Genomic DNA, 20674 nt, shown 5'->3' with positions numbered 1-20674 from the left:
ATGAAAAAATATATAAAACATAAAATTACAAGACTATTGCCTTTCGCAGTATTGGCAGTGCTTTCCAGCTCTTGTTCAAAAGATTTTCTTGACTCAGATCCGCTTTCGTTTTACGAACCGGGAACTACATTTTCTACAGAAGCCGGATTACAGGCAACTTTAGCATTGTGTGATAAACAGCTGCGTAATAATTATATTCACTTTGGTTATTCTGGTGTGAGTGTGCCAATTGGTACAGAATATCTTTTCTCAGACATGGCACAGTATGGAAAAACTGACACAGGCAGTAATATTGCTGATTATGCCAATACTATCGTTCCTACTGGAGATTTTAGAAGAGATGCAGGCGGTGAATCTATTTATCTTGGATTTATGTGGACAGAAGCCTATACAGGTATCAAAAATGCTAATACTGTATTGACCTATATTGGTAATGTGACAAGTTTATCTGCAGAAGTTAAAAATAAATATATCGGTCAGGCTTATTTTCACAGAGCATATCGATATCTTAATCTAGTCTATCAATTTGGGGATATTCCGCTGATCACTAAAATTTTGGAAGTTCCCAAGCAGAGTTATTATTCTACAAAAAAAGAAGCCATAATTGAAATGATTACGGCTGATATGGAGAAAGCTGTAGAATGGGTGCCTGAACAGGCAAAAATAGGTTATGTAGGTATGATTAGTAAAGGTGCCTGCCGTCAGTTATTGATTAAATGTTATTTAGCATCCGGAAGATTTGCCGATGCTGAAGCACAAGCCAATATTTTGATTAATCAATCTGGTTATTCTTTGGTGCAGAATACTTTAGGAATATTTGATCCAGGAGGAAACCCAACGGCATGGCCAATTACAAGAAATGTAATCTGGGATTTGCACAGACCTGAAAACAAAGTGATTTCTGCAAATACAGAGGCTATTTTGGTAGCACCAAATGGAGGAGCTCAGTCATTTTTAGCGTTTTCTTCAATGAGAATTTTTGGTCCAAACTGGAATGATGCCAACTTAATTACTCCTGACGGAAAAACAGCAGCGCCTCGTTTTCCATTGACGGATAAAACCAATTATAATGCAAAGTATGATTATCAAAGAGCAATTGGACGTGGTATTGGTACAATCAGCGGTTCTTATTACTCACAGCATCCTATGTGGGTTGTAAACGGTTTTGAAGATAAGGTAGATCTTAGACATAACAGTACTGTTGGCAACTGGGTAAATATGGAAGATCTTAAATATGCTCCTGGAGCTGGCGGAAGTGCAGCGTGGGCTGGCCAAAATTTTAGAATGAAAGATGCATCTGGCAAGTTGTTAGCGCAGGATTCTATTCGTGACTGGTTTGATTTCCCGCATTATAAAATCTTTTATCACGATGTTGTGGCCGAAGCTAATCCGGCAGCAAATGATTTTCAAGGAGCTACTGCAGGAGCAAGCGCGCACATGTATATTTATCGTTTAGCCGAAACTTATTTGTTACGTGCCGAAGCCCGTTTTTATCAAGGCAATGTTTCAGGTGCAGCTCAGGACGTAAATGCTGTAAGAACAAGAGCAAAAGCTTCACAAATGTATACTACAGTAACTATTGGTGATATTTGTGCAGAAAGAGGAAGAGAGCTTTATATGGAAGAATGGAGAAATGTTGAGTTAAAACGTATTTCACATTGTCTTGCGCTAAGCGGAAAACCAGATGAATGGGGAAATACGTATAACAAAGACACTTGGGATAAACAAGCTGGGAAAGACGCATCTGGAGGAAGTTATTGGTGGCAGCGTATTGTTCATTATACCCTTTACAACAAATATCCGGGAGGTATTTCTTTAAAACCAGGTGTAAAGTTTTATTCTATGGATAAACGCAACAATTACTGGCCAATTCCATTTAGACTTGCAATAGAGCCTAACATTAGAGGCCAGTTAAGCCAGAATTTTGGTTATGACGGATACAATGCAGGAGTAAAAGTTTGGGATAAATGGCAGGATGCTGTTGATGACGAAAGTAAAATTTAAATCTCTTTACTTAAATTTTTTAAATACCATAAAGGCGGCCAATTGGCCGCCTTTATTTATGGTATGGAAGAATTTTTAACTGAATTATTCTTCTGATTCTGTAAATTGGTTAAGTCCGTATTATAAAATACCATAAAAAGTAAACCTGCAAATCGTAAGGACTTGCAGGTTTTATGTTGATTAAGCAGAATTAAAAAGAATCGTTTTGCAGCGAATATAAGAAACCAAAAAAAGTGTGTTTATTCACGAATTGATGTTTTATCCTGAAGCGTCATTTTGGCAATTTCATCTTTTCTTTTAAAAGTAACGCCATTATGTTTTTTGATATACTCTATTAAATCAGAAGTAGTTTTAACCATTTGCGGTGTACCGCCAATTCGGTCGTGAAAACTGATAGAAAGCTGTCTTCGCTTAAATTCACTTTCTGCATAAAGCTGATCAAATTCTGCCTTAACCTGATTAAAAAATTGATCTGAAGAAAAGTTTTTGCCCTCAATCAAAACAATATCATTGCAGCGAATTGTATAAGGAACAACTGTAAAATCTTTTTTATTAACCTGAATAATGAAAGGCTCATCTCTGCTTAAATCATCTATATGATAGGTAAAACCCAACTCCTGAAGAATTTTTAAAGTGTTTTCTCCGCGTCGAAGCCAGTTGGCATTGTATCCAACGGCAGTAAAACCCGTAACACTTTTTATAGCATCAGCTCCGGCTTTGATGAACTTTTTTTCTTCGTCGTAAGACATGGCATATTGCGAACTCCAGTTCATTCCGTGAGCAGCAGCTTCATGTCCGCGCTGTACAATTTCTTTTGCCAGCTGTGGATTTTGCAAAACAGCTGAGCCCACCATATGCGAAGTTACTTTTATTCCGTGTTTGTCCCAGTTGTCCAGCATTCTCGGAATTCCTTCTTTATAACCGTATTGATACCAGGTTTCGGCAGGAAAGTCATTATAGCCTTTCTGCATGTTCTGCGGAAACGGACTTTCAGCATTTTGAGGCTGTCCGCCCGCTTCAAACTGCATAGAGACAGAAACTACTAATCTAGATCCGTCTAACCATTTATTTGATGTTTCTAATTCCATTTTTTCTTTATTTATAGGAGTTGAAAAAGTCTCAACAGGATTTGCTATCATCGCCGCACTTGTCAATCCCGCCATTTTTATAAAATTTCTTCTTGTTGTCATTGCATGAATATTTTAATTGTAAATAATACTCTAAGTATATATTATTGAAAAAGTTTTAAATACATAGAAACATAGATTTTGATATAATTTGAGAATACGAAAGAGAAATATCTCTCTGTTACATAGTTCCAACAACACTTTTGGATGATTTTTTTGGTTTCACGCAGATTCGGCAGATTTGAGCAGATTAAATATTTTGAAATCTGTGTTAATCTGCTTAAATCATTTTAAATCTGCGTGAAATAATTCAATAAGCTATGTTTATTTAAACAAGTGAAACGCCTTTATAGATACAGTAAACCTATGTCTCTATGTATTTAAAAAATGATGTGCAAAGAGTTGTTAAAACTTGATCTGTGCTGTAACCCCCGTAAAAAACATATTTTTTCCAGTTCCAGCAGCTTTTAGAAAATCCCCAGCTTTAAACCAAGTTGCCTCAATACGGAAATATAAATATTGATTAGGAGTGTAGATAATTTCACTTTCTAACTGTTTTCCAATCTCTTTGGCTTCGGTTGCGTCGCCAGGATAAATCATAATCGTGTTTGGACCATAAATTCCGTCCTGATTGCTGTATCTCCAAAACATATCATAATCAATAACCCAATCGATATTTTTGGCCAGTTCAAGACTAATAGAAGGATGGAAGTCAACCAAGTTTGAAGGCCCGATAACCGAAGCCAATCCAAAATAAGCACCTCTAGGAAACAACGGATTAAAAGTATTTAATTGATTATCTCCATTTGTTTTATCACCGCTGATTAATTCTACTTTAAATCCAAATTCAGGTTTTAAAACTACCGATGTAAATCGGTATCCGGTATTTAGAGAAACCGTCCAGGCCTTAATATCTTTAGATTCAATATTGCCAAACTGATAAACCGCTTCGGCATCATAACGCCATTCATCATATTTTCCCCAAATACGGGTTCCAACAGAATGTCGTAATTCTTTTCCGCCCGCATCATCAAAATTCGCATTTGCCCTTTGATATCCCAGATAATACAAATCAATATTTTTGATTGCCAGAATTTTATTGATAACAAAATAACTTCCCCAAAACTGTCTTTTTTTATTCGAGTAATCATCAAAAATACCGTCTTGTGCGACAACATAATGACTGTAAAATAAATCGGCTCGATAATTATTGAAACCTAAAACAGTTTTCACGGCATCAAACGATTGACGGTTATTTGGTCCATCCCGAACCGCAACTAAACGTTGAGAACCATAACTCAATTCCTGTCTTCCAGCTCTAAAAATCAATTGTTTATTTTTTTCTAAAATAAGATTAATATCTACAAAACCCTGATGCACTTCAAGCGGGTCGCTGTCAACCGGACTCGGATCAATTCTTCCGTTGGCATTACTGCTTTGTAATTGGATAAATGCCCTGAAATATTTGCTCGAATGAAAATCTGCATGAAGCAGTAAACGGTTTAAAATGTAACCGTCTGGATCTTGAGGATCGTCGCCCCATTTTTCATTTTTGGCATAGAAATATTGATACCGAATCTCTCCTCCAAAACTCAAATACGTTTTCCCCGAGGAGGAGAGCGGCAGGTATTTCATGGTTTTATACCAATTATTTTTAACCGTATCTTTTTGCAAAACTTCATAATTTTCATCAAAACGCAGTGGTTTAAAATCAGGATAATGCTGCGCCTGGAGCTGTATGCAAAAAAGAAATAATAGGATATTTTTTTTCATGGCTATTTGCCTAAACTGTTTTTCTTGATATCGTTGTAAGCGTTCGGAATATTGAAATTGTAATGCAGCCAGTTAAAAAGCACATAACCTTTATCAAATTCTTTCATTGTAACAGCAGCTTTAACTTCGTCTAATGTTTCACCTTTTTTAACGGCATTTTCAACATTAGTTTTCAAAGCGTTTACATAATCAATCGTATATTTTATGCCTTGTTTGTTTGTAATTCTGCCGTGGCCCGGAACCACAACATCATTGTCGCCAACCATGTCGTAAATTTTTTGAAGATTACGGACTGGCTCTAAAAAATAACCATCAAACAGCCACGGAATCGCTGGACTTTCAGCAATAAAAGGATTTCCAGCCCACAAAACATTCTTATCTGAATCTTTCAGAAAAACAAACAAATCTGCGGGAGACTGCGCTGTGCCCACATTAATAATTTCTACAATTTTACCGCCGCCCAAATCCAGTTTTAAGCTTTGATTTACTGCAATGGTAAGATCAGCAGGACGATATACACTTTGCTCAATACCGCGGTCTTTTCCAAAAAGCATAATCATAAATTGTTTAATTCCGTCGTAGTTCTTGGCGAGATTTTCTTTACAGAATTCATTTTGAATCAAAATAGTTTCTTTTGGAAGAAGGTAATTTCCAAAACAATGATCGCCGTGATCACTAGTATTTACAGCATAAACAATAGGTTTTGGAGTAACAGAACGAATTAATTTATACAATTGATCGTATAATCTTTTGCTTAGCATCGTTTCGATTAACAAAACGCCTTTATCACCCACAATAAAACCCGCAGAAGTAGCCTGCGGAATTCCCTTTGTAGTTTCGGTTTCGGTCGTTGCTGGTGAAATCGCATACACATTATCCGAAATTTTATGCAATTGCAAAGTCACTTTGTTAGCATCCCAAATTGGCACTTCTGGCGGCATTGGAAATTGTGCATACGTATGCTGCACTAAAAACAACAGCAGTAATATTATAATAGGGTTTATCTTTTTCATGGTTTACTATTTATAATGTTTTAAAAGTTGGTCCAAGGATGAAAAGAATTGAAACGGATTTTTGCTGATGAATAAAAAAATAGTCAGTAACAATCCGTTTAAACCTGCGTCATCTGTGTGCTGTCATCTCTGATATCCACCAAAATATTTCACAGGAGACCAATCCGGAATTACGGCTGGAATCTCAGGATTTAGGTCTTTATATTCCGCGGAAGCGTAAACAACTTTGCCATTCACAACAGTCAAAACCGATTCTATTTTTCGAATATCATCGGGTTTAACCGAAAAATAATCATCAGATATAATGGCTAAATCAGCATACATTCCTTTTACAAGTTTTCCTTTGTCTTTTTCTTCACCCGAAAACCAGGCACTTCCAGAAGCATACAATTGCAAAGCTGTGAATTTATCTAAAACCTGATCTTTCGGCCAAAACTGCATACCGCCAATTGTTTTTCCTGTAAGAAGCCAATGCAAAGACATCCACGGATTGTAAGTTGAAATTCGGGTTGCATCGGTTCCCATTCCCACAGGAATTCCCAATTCCAGCATTTTCTTGATAGGAGGAAGCTGGGTTTTTGGAGCTCCGTACATTTTGTTGTACAATTCTCCCTGATAATACATTCTAAATTGCACCGCAATGCCGCCTCCCAATTTTTTAACACGTTGCAGTTCAGATGGCGTAATCGTTTCGGCGTGATCAAAAAACCAGCGTAATCCGTTAAACGGAATTTCCTTATTTACTTTTTCAAAAACATTCAGCATTCTGTCAATCGATTCGCCGTAAGTAGCGTGAAGTCGGAAAGGCCATTTGTTTTTAGCCAATAATCTGATAATTGGTTCCAGATCTTTTTCCATTTCATCGGACAAAACAATTCTGGGTTCCAGAAAATTTTCAAAATCAGCTGCCGAAGCTACGATGTTTTCTCCCGCGCCTTCTTCTACATAACCATTTGGAACTATTAAATTGTCATTTTTATTGATCTGAGTTTCAGCTGCCCATTTCTCATAATCCTGTAATTCTTTGCCTTTTTGCTGAGCGAATAAATAATATGAAATTCGCAGGCTCAGTTTATTTTGTTTCGCCAGTTCTAAAGACGTAACATAATCAGCAGGATAGTTTTGACTTCCTCCGGCAGCGTCAATTATACTTGTAAGTCCAAAACGGTTTAGTTCGTGATTAAACTGTATGGAACTATTGATACGTTCTTCGGGAGTTAATTTTGTGGTTAATCCTAATGTGGTATAAATTGCTTTAGGTGTTTCTTTGGCGTACATTAAACCAGTTAAATTTCCGTTTGCATCCTGTTCCAGAAGACTTCCTTCATATTTAGTATCTTTTGTGTATTTTAAAACTTCAATCCCTTTTTTATTCAGGAAAGCTTTTCCATATAAATAGGTTATAAAAACAGGTTTATCAGGAACGGCAGCATTGATTTCGTCAATTGTAGGCTGTCTTTTTTCTTCAAACTGAAATTCATTCCAGCCGCCAATTACTTTAATCCAAACGCCTTCTGGAGTTCTTGCTGCTTGTTCTTTCAGCATTTCCATAGCGCGTTTTAAGGTTTTTACACCATCCCAGCGCAATTCAGAATTATAATTCAAACCTTCACGAATGACGTGCATATGACTGTCATTCAATCCCGGAATTACTGTTTTTCCTTTGGCATCAATTAATTTTGTTGCTGAGGATTTATAAGCCGAGAGAATATTTTTCTCTGTTCCCGTATCCAGAATAATTCCGTCTTTTATTGCAATTGCCTGAACAAATTCGTTTTGTTTCTGCATGGTTGCAATTTTTCCGTTGTAGATAATCAGATCTGCTTTTTGCTGAGCTTGAGATGACAAGCCCGCAGAAAGCAATAGAATTAATAATATTTTTTTCATGATTTTAGTTGTTTAATCCTTTGCGGGTAATTTTTCAACACATAGAAACATTCCCGATAGCTATCAGCATTGAAGGTTTAAAAAGGCGTTTCACTTGTTTAAAAAACATAGTTGGCTATGTGTTAGAAACTAGTTTCTTTTTAATCACTTTTCTATAAATAAAAATCTATGTTTCTATGTGTTGAAATAAAAAACACAACGGGTTATTTAGCCAAGAAAAAGGCAAGTAAATCTTTTTGTACCTGAGCAGTATTTTCCTGAACAAGCCAGTGTCCTGCGCCAGCAATTTTTGATTCTGTAACATTTTCTGCAACTAATTTTGAATGGTCTTTAAGGAAAGCTGCCGCAAAATATTCGCCGCCCATTGCTAATAATGGCATTTTTAGTTTTTTCTTTGCGAAAACCAGATTGTCTTTTCCGTCTTGGTCAAATGCGCCAAACCATTTAAAAGCAGCAGTTGTACCTCCTTCAACAGCATAAGCTCTGATAAATTCTGCAGATTCTTCTGGAGTAAAAGGATCTTTTACGTGACCTACAACCGGCCAGAAATTAGTTAAGAATTCTTTTTCTTTTCCTTTTACAATATCTCCCGATGCCGGCCATGCAAAAAATCCAAACCACCATGCAGATCCTTTAACATTCGTCCAAACTGGCTCAATTCCAGGTAAAAGAGCATCCATTAAAGCTACTTTTTTTACGCTGTCGCCATATTGTGCTGCATAAGCGTAAGCGACCATAAGTCCGATATCATGTCCAGCCAGATTGATGTTTTTATAACCAAGCTGATTTACTAATTCATGAATATCAGATGCCATTGTTTTTTTATCGTAACCGCTTTCTGGTTTGTCAGATTCACCAACACCTCTTAAATCTGGAGCGATAACGGTAAAATGTTTGGATAATTCTGGTAATAAACGATTCCACATATACCAGTTCTGCCCAAATCCGTGAACTAAAACTAACGGATCTCCTTTACCGCCAATTACGTAATGAATTTTGATTCCGTTTACAGTGGCAGTGGCATGTTTAAAGTTTTCCGGAGGATTTGCCGGTGCTGCCTGCGCTGTTTCGGTTGTTTCTACAGGTTTAGATTCTGCCGCAGGTGTTTCTTCTGCTTTTTTATTACAGGAAATTAATACCAGCAGTAAAATTGCAAAGCCAAATAACTGTGCCGATTTACTTTTGAAGTTTAAGAATGACATGTTTAATAAATTCGTTTTCATGATTTTAAAATTTTAATTAGTTAAAAAATAATTGGTTATTATGAAATTTGTACCGGAAGTTTTTCGATCCAGTTTTGTATGTAAAGCGCGATTTCCTGCCAGCCCGGCTGATTTAAAACAAAGTGGTTTCTTTCTGGAAAAACCTTGTAATCTGTCACAGAATTTTTGTCTGTGTATTTTTTGTAGTTAGAATAGTTAAGAGATTCAGGAATAGTATGATCGATTGATCCTGCAATTAGTAACAATGGTTTATGCGGAGCATTAAAATCTACTCTTGCTGTTGATGTAATGGTATCCCGAACGATTAATTTTGATTCAGGAATTGCAAAATCGCAATAGGCTTTTTCCTGCCATTCTTCGGGCATTCCGTTTGTAAAAGCATACTGCCACTGACTAAAACTCATCATAAATGTTTTTTTAGTCGAAGTAAAAAAGCCAAGCGGACCCCAGCCTGCTTTTAAAAAGGAGAATTTAAAAGTCATAATTCCCTGCGGAGGAACCGAATGTATTGCAATTGCAGCCGATGCGAGATTACGCTGCAACAGTATTTGTGCTGTAAGTCCGCCAATAGAATGTCCTATGATAATAGGTTTTTGAGGTAAATTTTTAGCGATATCTTCAAAATATTCGATCAATTGAGACAATCGAAAACTGGCAACCTGCGGATCAGGATGACGTTCGCGTAAAACTTCTACAGGAGCGTCTTTGTAGGGCCATGAAGGAGCTAAAGTTTTAAAGCCTTTGTTTTCGAAAAAAACTTTCCATTCGTCCCAGCATTTATTACTTACAAATGCACCTGTAATAAAAAGTATCGTAGTAGGGTTTTCAGTCAGCATAATACATGTTTTAGTGTTATGCCAAACTGTAAACTAAAATCAAACCTGTTTTGTAACTGTTTGTTTTTTAGTTGTTTATGTATTTAGTACTGATTTTAAGCGAACTATATTTCGTCGTATAACGAAAAATGAGCAACGTAATACCGTTTGTTTAATTAACAATTAACAATTAACAATTATCAATTATCAATTCATAATTCACCATTAAAAATGGCTTCTTTTGATGCCGAGTTTTTGCATTCTGGATGCCAGTGTAGTAGGAGGAAGACCGAGTATTTCTGACGCTCCGCCGGCACCTCTGATTCTTCCATTGCATTTTTCTAAAACATTGATGATGTGTTCTCTTTCGTTTTCCTGAATCGTTTTAAAGAACCATTCAGTAGATTTGTTATTTGTTTTTATTTCGTCAAAAGCCGGAAGCGGAATATGTTCAATAGTATCTGTTTTTGCTAAAAGAATACTTCTCTCAATAAGATTTTCGAGTTCTCTAATATTTCCGGGCCATTGGTAAGATAAAAGACTCTTTAATGCGCTTTCTGCTATTTCGGTTACATTTTTTCCCGTTTTAGCGCTATATACTGCTATAAAATGACGTGCCAAAAGTCCAATATCTTCTTTGCGTTCTCTTAACGGCGGAAGCTGAATAGGAAATACATTTAATCTATAATATAAATCAAGTCTAAAACGGCCGTCTGCAACCTCTTTTTCCAGATTACAATTGGTTGCTGCAATTATCCTGACATTTACTTTTATAGGCATATTGCCGCCAACACGTTCGATTTCTTTTTCCTGAATGGCGCGCAGTAATTTTGCCTGCATTTCAAGAGGCATATCTCCAATTTCGTCCAGAAATAAAGTTCCGTTATTAGCTTGTTCAAATTTACCAATTCGTTTTTCTGTTGCTCCTGTAAAAGAGCCTTTTTCATGCCCAAACAATTCTGATTCGATAAGACTAGGAGGCAGAGCAGAACAATTAATTTTTACGAACGGATCATTTTTTCTGCCAGATAATTGTTGGATACTATTAGCAATACTTTCTTTTCCGGTACCGCTTTCGCCTGTAATTAAAACAGTTGTATCTGCCGGAGCTACTTGTATAATATGATCAAATAATTTTAAAAGCATGGGACTTTTGCCCACAATAGATTCAAATCCAGATATTTTTGTACTTTTTCCGGTATTATTTGCAGAAGATTTTTTTTGATCTAATTTTTTATCAGCATGTATTAAATTTTCAATAGCATAAATTAAAGGTTCCTGAAGTCTTTCGCAAAGTGTAAGATGATTTTTGTTGTAATTGTTTGACTGCCTGCTGAAAAAAGACAAATAAAGTCCGCCGTTTTCATGAAGCGATAAAGGAACAGGCAGCATCAAATTGGACTTCATGTTCATAGAATTGGCAATCATTTTTTTGATGGGTGTTTTTTCGCATATTTTTACAAAATCCAGATCATTATAAAATGTTGCATTGGTTTCTACCTTACTTTTATTTCTTAATTCATTAATTTCAGATTCTTTTAATGCTGTAATATTCTGCAGTTCTTCAATTCCTATTTTTTGATATTCATGTAAACCTGTTCTCGCATATCCTAAAACCCGATTTGATAATTTATTATCGATATAAAAAACGGCCATTACAAGATCAAAAGAAATAAGGGACTGCAAACACGTAATTATGTTTAGAACACGATCATCCCAGGTGCCGCTTTTTTTGACTATTGATTTTAATTGTTTTTGAAACAAAAGTTCTTTTCTAATAGAAGATTCAATTCCGTGCTCTTGATGATATTCTGCAATTTCGATCGTAATCAATAAATCTTTTTCACGAAAAGGTTTTACCAAAAAACCATACGGATGTGTCAGTTTAGCTTTATTAAGAACTTCTTCGTTAGAATTTGCAGAAAGATATATAAACGGGATATTGTTTTCTTTGAGAATTTCGGCAAGATCTATTCCGGTTTCTTTTCCTAAAAGAAAAATATCTAAAAGAACCAGTTCTGGTTTTTCCTGAGCAATATAATATTTAGCATCAGAAACTGACCGGGCCATTCCTATAATAGAATGTCCTGCTTTTTTGAGCATCAATCGCAAATGATTTGCTTCTACAAACTGATCTTCAACAATGAGTATTTTTAGAGGTTTTGCCATTTTATAGAATTAAATTAATCAAGATTACTTTCGTTAAGAGTGAACTCCAAAGTTATTTTGGTGCCGTTTGCATTTGATATTAAAAACTTTCCTTCAATATCAGCAGCCAAACCGTGCATTAGTTTTATACCCAAAGAAGGGTTATTATATGGATCGAAATAGGGAGGAAGCCCTATACCGTTATCATGAATGATTAATATATGATTACCGCCTTCATTTTTTTTAAGTGTAATATTTATTGTGCAGTTCTCATGTTCAGGAAATGCATATTTTATTGCATTTGTAACTGCTTCATTAAAAATAAGTCCAATGGGAATGGAATGTGATAAAGGAAGATTAAAAGTATCTATGTCTAAAATGAATCGGATGGTATTTCGTATTTCAAAAGAATCTTTTAGATATTCTGTTAATTCAAAAATGTACGAAGGCATATCAATAATCGACAAGCTTTCTGATTGATATAATTTTTGATGAATTAACGACATTGCCTGAATTCTGTTTTGGCTGCTGTTAATTGCCTGTACTGCTTCTTCATTCTTTAAAAACTCAGTCTGGCTTGCTAAAAGACCAACCACCATATGCAGATTATTTTTTACTCTGTGATGAATTTCACGCAGCAGCCATTCTTTTTCAACTACAAGATTTTGCAGTATCGTATTTTTTTTATTGATTTCGTTTTGCTGGGTTTCGAGTATTTTATTTGTTTTTTTCTTGAACATGAAACTTTTGTACAGCAAACCAAGAATTATAAGTAACAGTACCACAAAGATGCACATGGAATTGCGCAAAAATACTTCGTTGTTAAGTCTGCTTTGCTGTAAAAGGGTTTTGTTTTTAAGCCTTATAATGTCCTTATTTCTCTTTTCTGCTTCATAAATAATGTTAAGTCTTGTTGAAATAGGATAAATAGCTTCTTCTTTAAGATTTGCGGCTCTATAATAAAATATCGCTTTTTTGAGGTAGTTTAAGGAGCTGTTAAATTTAGAAGAGGAAAAATATAATTCACTAATTTCCCTGTAACAATCACCAATCCTTTTATAATTTCCTGTTTTTTCAAATAAAGCAGCTGCTTTAAAAATGGGTTCTAATCTCTGAGCTATAGGTGCGTTGGTTCTCATTTTTGATGACCAGACCATTACCCAGGATTCTGCTAAATCATCTAATTCGTTTGTTTGGGTTAATACTGCTATTGCTTTTCTGGCTGTAACTTCTATCATCGAATTGTGGTTTCTCAATTCATGTATCATTGCAAGCTGCAGATAACATTTACCGGAATAAATGTTTGAATGAATTGCCTGGCTTATCCTTAGGGCATCTTCGGCATATTGAAAAGCCTTTTCTAATGTTTTAGGATTGTTATAAGAAGCTTCATACCAGTCGCTTACTTTTAATAAAATTTTGATTTTATCTATGTTTTCAGGTAAACTGTTTAGCAGTTTCTCAGCTTTTTTAACTTGCTGTTCGCTGTAAGGCGGTTCTTGATTTGTATTATGCTTTTGAACCGGCAGGTTTTTTTCTGCGGTTTCAACTTGTTTTCCATTTTTAACAGAGGCCCAGACATTTTGGTCCCCAATTGTAAGTATAACAAGGAGAAACAAAAGTGCTTTGGATTGGTTAGGAAACATCTTTCGTATGATTAAACTGGCTTTGGTTATACGAAGGTATTGATAATTATGTATGTAAGTCTAAAATTTGAGAAAATTGACTGCCAACGATATTTCGTTGGTAAATCTGGAAAAGTAAGCTCAGAAAAATTTTTAATGCGGCAAGATTTACAGACATAAATATAAAACCTGCAAATCTAAAGACTTGCAGGTTTTGTGAGGAAAAACAGGATTCGAACCTTACGCTTAAAACTTGGTATTTCCTGCATTTTGTTTTATTCTTTAACTCCACTTTAGATAGGTGTAGTTTACGCCTGCTTTATTTTAGAATTGGATAATGCTCTCCAAATTTTTCTTTAAATCTACGGCTCATAGATACAGTTTTACCAGATAATAATTCGATATGACAATCTGAAATATGGATTCTTTTTATGACATTCAAATTTACCATATGATTGCGGTGTATTTGTATAAACTGTTTGTCAGGCAGCTTCTGCTGAATTTGTTTTAGAGATATTTCGACCAGGAAAGATTCATCTTTAGTGATTATTGAAGTGTATTTTCCTTCAACATAAATATACTCTATACAATTAAATGCAACTTTTACCAAAGTGTCCTTTTTTTTAATCAGAAAAAAACCTTCCAGCATAATTGCTCCAGATTCATTACCGGAAAATACACCGCGCATTCCCATAAATTTTTCAATGGCAAGTTCAATAGCAAACTCTAATTCGAGAACATTAAAGGGTTTAATTAAATAACAATATGGATTTGTAATTCTGGCCTGTTCAAAAGTTTTTCGGTCTATAGAACTTGTTAAAAAAGCGAAAGGTTTTAGTGTAAACTTATTTTCATTTATTCGCTGGGCAAATACAATCCCATCCGGTTTACCATTCAGGTACACGTCTACAATTACAATATCTGGTTTTTGTGCATAATAGTATCCTAATGCATCTTTTAAATTATTAGCTACAGCTGTAACTTCATACCCTCTTTCTTCCAGGGCTTCTTTTAAAGATTGTGCCTGCAAAGCTTCATCTTCTATAATTAGTATTCTTATTTTCATAATTTTTGTCTTTGATTGTTACAAATACATAGATTATCATACCTCAGATCTTTAAAATCTGCCTTAAAATTTCGGCTGATTAAAAAGTTCAGGAAGCATAAATCAATGCCTTGATCTCATCTATTTCTGGGCATAAGATTTTAAAGCTATTTTTTAAATAATTTAAAAATCAGCATACAAAATCTCTCACCAAAACTATTGATGAGCTTGAAAAGTAAATAATAGAAAAAAGCCTGTCGAAGAATCTCAAACAGAAATGAAATTAAGCTTTAAAAAAAGGAGATATCAGTAACAATCTCCTAAAAAAATTATAGCATCATTTTTTTAGGGAATTGGTATAGATTTATGATTGAATAATGACAAACATTATTCGGGTTAAAATTTTTGTATTTGGTAAAATATCATTTCAGAATTCAATAGTCATACTATTGAAATTAAACAGCTGATTTCAATTTCAGTATTCATTAAACAATGAAATATCGAATCTTCAAAGTTTTCTCTTTTCATGTCTTGATTTAATCACAAACTATATAAATCAGGAATAAAACTTTTTTTAAGCCTATTCTATATAGTATATGACAGTATTTTTTATTGGCTCTTAAATCAATCTATTAATAAAATGGCCGAGGTAAACCAATACAGTTTGTCATGATGCGGGATGTTTTATTTGCTGTTTTTGTTTTTAAGTGCATACAATTTCTGCTCTTAATTACCCTGACCACATTGCTTTTATAATACTGATCTGATTGGGATGCAGTATTAAAAAAAACAGTCTGGTTCAAATCCTTCTTTTTTTTTGAGAATGTTTGAACTCTTTTTTCAACACTAATTTCTTTAATAGTCATAATTATGATTTGTTTTTGGGGTTATACAATGATCAAAAATAAGGAATAAAATCCTACATAATTTATTTTAAACCGTTCATAACTAAAACTTTACCGCTCATGCCATAAAACTGAAAAAGTCTGTTAGACGGCAGTAATATTGCTCTGTAAACAATTGATAATCAAAATATCAAATAAAAAATAAGGAATATGAAACCATCTATTAATGAAATCCAAAATGTTTATGCAAAAAAAGGATATACTTTTTTTGACACAAACAAACCTTATAATCTAAACATTATAGGCATTAGAAGTAAAAATGTAATCGCTAACTCTTTTGATGATACATTATGTTTAATCTACAGCGACGACAGTCTTACTCCGCAAGTATTCAGTTTTGCAGCTACTACAGATCCAGGATTATTCTGGCTGAAAAACCCTTCAAACGTCAGCGGTACCGCTATTCTGGTTCCGGGTCAGTATAAAGGATCACATCAAGTTGGACTGCACAAAGGGCAATATGAAGCATTAGTGCAAAAAGCTCCTTTAAAAGTATGGAGAGACGGTAATAAAGACGGTAAACTGGACTTTTCAGGACCACAGTATGAAGGTATTTTCGGAATTAATATTCACCGCAGCAATCCTGACACCGAGTCTCAAACGGTCGAAAAATGGTCTGCCGGTTGTACCGTTTTCAAAAAAGCCGCCGATTTCAAATTCTTTATGGGAATATGCAACAGATCAAAAAGTCTATATGGCAATTCTTTCACCTATACATTGCTGGAAGAGTCAGACTTTACTACTTAATTATTAACACTTAAAATAATTTATTATGAACATTGGAGATCAATTTAAAGGCCTTCCTATGGAAGATCTGATTGGTGGACCGTTATCTGCCGCTGTAAAATCGAATACCGATTTGGCTAAGGCTACAGCAGCATTTATTAACGACATCGGTTTTGAAAAAGTAAAAGATGCAGAAGGGACTATTGTTCCGGGTCCTGCACGAATGGTAGATTTTGTTTTTGAACGCCCAGGGCTTGATAAAGACGGAAATGCTACAGTTGAAGAGGTTAAGATGAAACTGCCAATGCTTGCCATTGTACCCATTCCTAACCTGCAGGTAGATTTGGTAGATATCACTTTTGACATGGAGGTTAAAAGCTCTACAAAATCTGTTGAATCATCTGCTTCTAAAGGTGAATTTAGTGCATCAATGAGCGCAAAAATTGCTTTTTTTTCTATCAATGCAAGCGTTTCGGGTTCTATTTCATCAAGCAAAGAAAACACACGCTCAACAGATCATTCTGCCAAATATCATGTCGAGGTAAAAGCAACCAATCATGGTTTACCGGAAGGTTTAGCAAGAGTGCTTGATATCATGAATGATGCTGCAAAACCACGTCAGGTTATGGCTTACAAACCAAATGCTGATGGTGAAATTGAAAGAGGCGAAGACGGTAAACCAAAAGAACCGGGTAAACTAGTGAGTGCTGATGGTTCTGAAGCAGCCTCATCTGCAGAAAACGAGTAATTAATTAATCTAACACCAACTGATATGCTGCCAGATAATTCACAAAAGATCACTATCGCAGATATACGATATATAAAAAAGATAACTATTGGTTCTATTAATCCGAGTGCACCTTTTACCGATGAAATGCGGGAAGATCAGTTGGTGTTGCTTAATAAATGCCTTTCGCAGCACCCTAAGGGAATTATAATAGGGAAAGATATCTCTATTGGAAGTTTTAAACTGGGTGAGCACGAACTCAATATGCAAAGTACAACCTATCACATAGGTTTTGCAAGAAAGCCATACTGGCTGGATGAAAAATAACATTTAAAAATTGAAACCATGTCACAACAAAGATTTGACCATTTATTACAGGCTATCCACAGCGCGGTATTAAAAGCTCAGGAATTAACAGAGGAGCAGCATATCATGCAAATCGCAAAATATTTTGACGAAGATGGAAAACCACTTGTACAAGAACTTTATGTACCAACCCTTGATCCTGATGATGATCCTGCAGCAATGACAACGCTTAGTGTTCCGCTTTTAAGCCTTTTGCCGCCATCTGCAATCAAAATTAAAGAACTCAAACTTAAGTTTAAAGTTGGTCTGGGCAAAATTAAGGTAGAGCAAACTGACAGCAAAAATGGACCAAGTCTGGATATTGACATGGGCGGCGGCGGCGGAATTTTTGGAAAAAAACAAGCCACTGCAAACGTAGAAATCACTTTTGAAGCCGGAGATCCGTCTGAGTCTTTTTTAAGGATCAATGACTATCTGGTAAAAAGTGTGGTATAACATGAATTATTAATCCTTTAAATATATACATTATGGCACTTAATTTTAAACCGGGCTGGAACATCGCCTTAGCAAAGTATGTTAGTAAATATGGTTCATATCAAGCTTTTCTTGATACGTTAACACCATTGTTAATTGAGCAGGCATTTAGTGATGCTAACTCTCATTTTACAGATCCTTTAGCTGCTGATTTTATTAGAACTGTTGTAGCTTCGGCTGACGTCTATACAATTGAGCAAGGCACGCATCAGGCAGAAGATTTACCAGGAGGCGGATTCTGTCTGCATTTTACAGGGAGAAACTCTGCTAACTTGGCATTCCACTTCTACATCGTTCAAAACCCAGATGGAACGCCAAAGATTATCAAGATTACTTATTACGACAAAAAAAGCAAACAGCTAGTGACTAGTAACAGAGCTTAATTTTCAAAAAGTAATTAAAATTTAAAAACTCCTTAGGGAGTTCCTCAAAAAAACATCCGGATGTAAAAGAGGTTAACAGAAATCTATTCATTAAAACTATAATGATATGGGAAGTATAATTATTGTGAAAGGAAACAATAAAGAAATACAGTATAAAACCTGTATTAACAGACTGTCGCTTGATGATGAATTGTGCATTTATGCCATAGCCGATTTTGCTCTTAAAAATGGAGTTCCTTATCCTAGCTGCGAAATCAGACAAAAAGTAGACATCAGCAGGTTAAATCTTATTAACCTCGACGAGTTAGCGAAAAACTAGTTTTCATTTAAATCATTTATCATGAAAAAACGTATTGCATTAATTTGCCTGGCCTTGCTGTGCCTTGTCCCAAAATTAATGGCTCAAAAAACATGGACACTTAAAGATTGTATTGCTTACGGCAGAAAACGAAGTTTTAAGGCCGAAGAGAATACGATATTAAATGCCGTTTACAGAGAAGATAAAAAGAATATTGAAGGGCTTTATCTTCCTCAATTTAGTGCCGTGTTAAATCCTTCTTATTCCAGAAATCAGGCAGGCTATTCATGGTTCTCTAGTTTTGGAGTAGAAGCTAACACCATTCTATATGCCGGATTCAGAAAAAAATACGAGCTTGAAAAAGCCAGTATGACAGCCGTAAAAAGTGAATACAATATTGCAAGTGCGCAGAATGATATTGAACTTCAGGTTTTATATGCTTATACAGATGCACTTTCTAAAAGAGAACAGTTTCTGGTTAGTGTTAGATTCTATCATAAGGCGCTGCAATTACGCTATGAATTATCAGTTAAAAATTTATTTAAAAGCACAGATAAAATTTTTTTTGAAGCATTGCTGCAGCAAGACCGGCATGAAATCGAATCTTTGAATATGCAGTATGAACTGGCTTTATTAAAAATATGCCAGATCATTAATCTGAATACAACATCTGATTTTGATATTGAAGAAATTCCTCCTTTTACCCCGGCATACAAAGAACTTACAGAAGCATTTCCTAAAGCAGTTCTGGCAGATCCCGGGATAAGCAGTAATCAATTGGAGACAGCAGTTGCAGCAAAAAATATTGCTATTGCAAAAAGTTTTCGTTCTCCGGTTTTAAGTTTTCAGGCAAGTTCATTTTATGCATTTAACAATGGGAATAATTTATCAGGAATTCAGTATTACTTAGGGTTAAATTTTGCTGTACCTGTATTTAATTTAAAAGCCCAAAACGCTGATATCGAACGTGCAGTTATCAATTTTAATTATCAAAAAACACAGCTCGAAAATCAAAAAAAGACTTTACTAAATACTGTGGATTTTATTATAAATGAGTTGAAAAATAAAGAAGCTGTTTATCAAAATGTACTTCTTAATCTTGATAAAACAACACTCTTATTAAATGAAAGCACAAAGAATCTGGAAGATGGAAACTCTACTTGCGAAGCTTACTTGGTAGTTCGAAACTGGAACAGGAATAATGCATTGCAGGCTGTTATACGTAAATATGAAACTATCACTCAGGCAAAACTTCTTGACTTTTATACCGGAACAACTTTATAACTTTAAAACAAAGATTATGAATGCAATATTTGATAAAATAAAAAATCGTTCTGCTTACACTTCGGAAACCTCTGAACTGGAATTAGAGAATGCTCCTGAAGAGATTGTAATTGCAAAACCTATAGAAGAAGATGCTTTTATTCCGGTTGAAGTTAAAACACTGCCTACAGCTGATACCAAAACACCTTTTGAAGCTCTAATCGAAAAAGAGATCGAAGTAATGCTGCAATTCAATGTTAGAAAAGGTAAAAAAATAACATCAGACATTGGCTCATTGGCTCAAACTAAAAAACTATCTCATAAAATAGTTTTACATGAAATGCTAAAAGATACTGTACATCCTGCTACACCAAAAAGCATACATTATATCAATCAATATCGGGATAAATTAAATTCAAGGGTTGTTTTATTAAGAATCAAAATATTCCGTCAATTTATCGTAATTGCAATAATCAGCGCTCTCTTTTCAGGTTTAGGATATGGTATAATTGAATTGGGCCTTTTTACAGATAAGTTCATTTTTACAGATACTGCTTTGTTTACCATAAACCAGCTTTATACAATTGCAGCTGCTTTTTTAGGTATAATGTTATACTTCATTCCAAAATTGATAAAACAAGTCGACAACAGCACTTTAACGACTCATAAAATTCCATTTTACTGGATGGCAGTTTTACTTGGAAGTGTAAGCGCCATAATTTTAATCAATACAAAAGTATTTGCTCCTTATCTTATAGATGATACACTTTTACATAATCTTTTTATTGCTGCAGTATGTGGTTTCATAGCAGATATTCTTTATGGCAATATTCAGGCAATTGCACAGCTGTAGCTTTCAAATCAAAAACTAA

General features: G+C 34.9%; 18 protein-coding genes. 9 read left to right on the top strand and 9 right to left on the bottom strand.

The genetic code is table 11. The features are described from left to right. Positions 1–2004 carry a RagB/SusD family nutrient uptake outer membrane protein gene (locus PQ462_RS16030; RefSeq protein WP_274250751.1) on the top strand — a complete coding sequence of 668 codons (2004 nt, stop codon included), beginning with the start codon at positions 1–3 and terminating at the stop codon, positions 2002–2004. A gap of 239 nt (positions 2005–2243) precedes the next feature. Here PQ462_RS16030 and PQ462_RS16025 read toward each other — a convergent pair whose 3' ends face one another. The 9 genes from PQ462_RS16025 to PQ462_RS15985 all read right to left on the bottom strand — a co-directional run bounded on the left by PQ462_RS16025 (position 2244) and on the right by PQ462_RS15985 (position 14681). Continuing rightward, complete coding sequence (locus PQ462_RS16025) at positions 2244–3194, bottom strand: polysaccharide deacetylase family protein (RefSeq protein ID WP_274250749.1); 951 nt, start codon at positions 3192–3194, stop codon at positions 2244–2246. Between the two features lie 342 nt (positions 3195–3536). Beyond that, positions 3537–4904, bottom strand: coding sequence for an alginate export family protein (locus PQ462_RS16020; RefSeq protein WP_274250748.1), 1368 nt, complete (start codon positions 4902–4904; stop codon positions 3537–3539). 2 nt (positions 4905–4906) lie between these two features. Next, positions 4907–5917 (bottom strand): MBL fold metallo-hydrolase, encoded by a 1011-nt coding sequence (locus tag PQ462_RS16015; protein WP_274250747.1) that lies wholly within the window; start codon positions 5915–5917, stop codon positions 4907–4909. Between the two features lie 123 nt (positions 5918–6040). Then, the gene (locus PQ462_RS16010) at positions 6041–7804 is read right to left on the bottom strand and encodes an amidohydrolase (RefSeq protein WP_274250746.1); all 1764 of its coding nucleotides are present in this window, start codon (positions 7802–7804) and stop codon (positions 6041–6043) included. A gap of 203 nt (positions 7805–8007) precedes the next feature. Continuing rightward, a complete protein-coding gene (locus tag PQ462_RS16005) occupies positions 8008–9027 on the bottom strand; it encodes an alpha/beta fold hydrolase (RefSeq protein WP_274250745.1) in 1020 nt (339 codons plus the stop codon). Positions 9028–9065: 38 nt separating this feature from the next. Next, entirely contained in the window at positions 9066–9863 is a 798-nt protein-coding gene (locus PQ462_RS16000) for an alpha/beta hydrolase (protein ID WP_274250744.1), read from the bottom strand. Positions 9864–10067: 204 nt separating this feature from the next. Then, positions 10068–12011 (bottom strand): sigma 54-interacting response regulator, encoded by a 1944-nt coding sequence (locus PQ462_RS15995; protein ID WP_274250743.1) that lies wholly within the window; start codon positions 12009–12011, stop codon positions 10068–10070. Positions 12012–12025: 14 nt separating this feature from the next. Then, positions 12026–13636 (bottom strand): sensor histidine kinase, encoded by a 1611-nt coding sequence (locus PQ462_RS15990; RefSeq protein WP_274250742.1) that lies wholly within the window; start codon positions 13634–13636, stop codon positions 12026–12028. A 298-nt stretch (positions 13637–13934) separates the two neighbouring features. Continuing rightward, complete coding sequence (locus PQ462_RS15985) at positions 13935–14681, bottom strand: LytR/AlgR family response regulator transcription factor (RefSeq protein ID WP_274250741.1); 747 nt, start codon at positions 14679–14681, stop codon at positions 13935–13937. Positions 14682–15715: 1034 nt separating this feature from the next. Between PQ462_RS15985 and PQ462_RS15980 the strand changes: the two genes are divergently transcribed. From PQ462_RS15980 to PQ462_RS15945, 8 genes are all read left to right on the top strand, one after another. Beyond that, positions 15716–16312 (top strand): hypothetical protein, encoded by a 597-nt coding sequence (locus PQ462_RS15980; RefSeq protein ID WP_274250740.1) that lies wholly within the window; start codon positions 15716–15718, stop codon positions 16310–16312. A gap of 25 nt (positions 16313–16337) precedes the next feature. Continuing rightward, complete coding sequence (locus PQ462_RS15975) at positions 16338–17039, top strand: DUF2589 domain-containing protein (protein WP_073411003.1); 702 nt, start codon at positions 16338–16340, stop codon at positions 17037–17039. A gap of 24 nt (positions 17040–17063) precedes the next feature. Next, positions 17064–17345 carry a hypothetical protein gene (locus PQ462_RS15970; protein ID WP_274250739.1) on the top strand — a complete coding sequence of 94 codons (282 nt, stop codon included), beginning with the start codon at positions 17064–17066 and terminating at the stop codon, positions 17343–17345. Between the two features lie 18 nt (positions 17346–17363). After that, the gene (locus PQ462_RS15965) at positions 17364–17819 is read left to right on the top strand and encodes a DUF2589 domain-containing protein (protein WP_274250738.1); all 456 of its coding nucleotides are present in this window, start codon (positions 17364–17366) and stop codon (positions 17817–17819) included. Positions 17820–17851: 32 nt separating this feature from the next. Beyond that, positions 17852–18241, top strand: a complete 390-nt coding sequence (locus PQ462_RS15960) for a hypothetical protein (RefSeq protein ID WP_274250737.1) — start codon at positions 17852–17854, stop codon at positions 18239–18241. Between the two features lie 106 nt (positions 18242–18347). After that, the gene (locus PQ462_RS15955) at positions 18348–18560 is read left to right on the top strand and encodes a hypothetical protein (RefSeq protein WP_274250736.1); all 213 of its coding nucleotides are present in this window, start codon (positions 18348–18350) and stop codon (positions 18558–18560) included. A gap of 21 nt (positions 18561–18581) precedes the next feature. Then, positions 18582–19823, top strand: coding sequence for a TolC family protein (locus tag PQ462_RS15950; protein ID WP_274250735.1), 1242 nt, complete (start codon positions 18582–18584; stop codon positions 19821–19823). A 16-nt stretch (positions 19824–19839) separates the two neighbouring features. Then, positions 19840–20655, top strand: coding sequence for a hypothetical protein (locus PQ462_RS15945; RefSeq protein ID WP_274250734.1), 816 nt, complete (start codon positions 19840–19842; stop codon positions 20653–20655). The last annotated feature ends 19 nt before the right edge of the window (positions 20656–20674 follow it).

This window comes from Flavobacterium sp. KACC 22758, assembly GCF_028736135.1.
Classification (GTDB): domain Bacteria; phylum Bacteroidota; class Bacteroidia; order Flavobacteriales; family Flavobacteriaceae; genus Flavobacterium; species Flavobacterium johnsoniae.
This window is presented reverse-complemented; position numbering and strand designations above follow the sequence as displayed.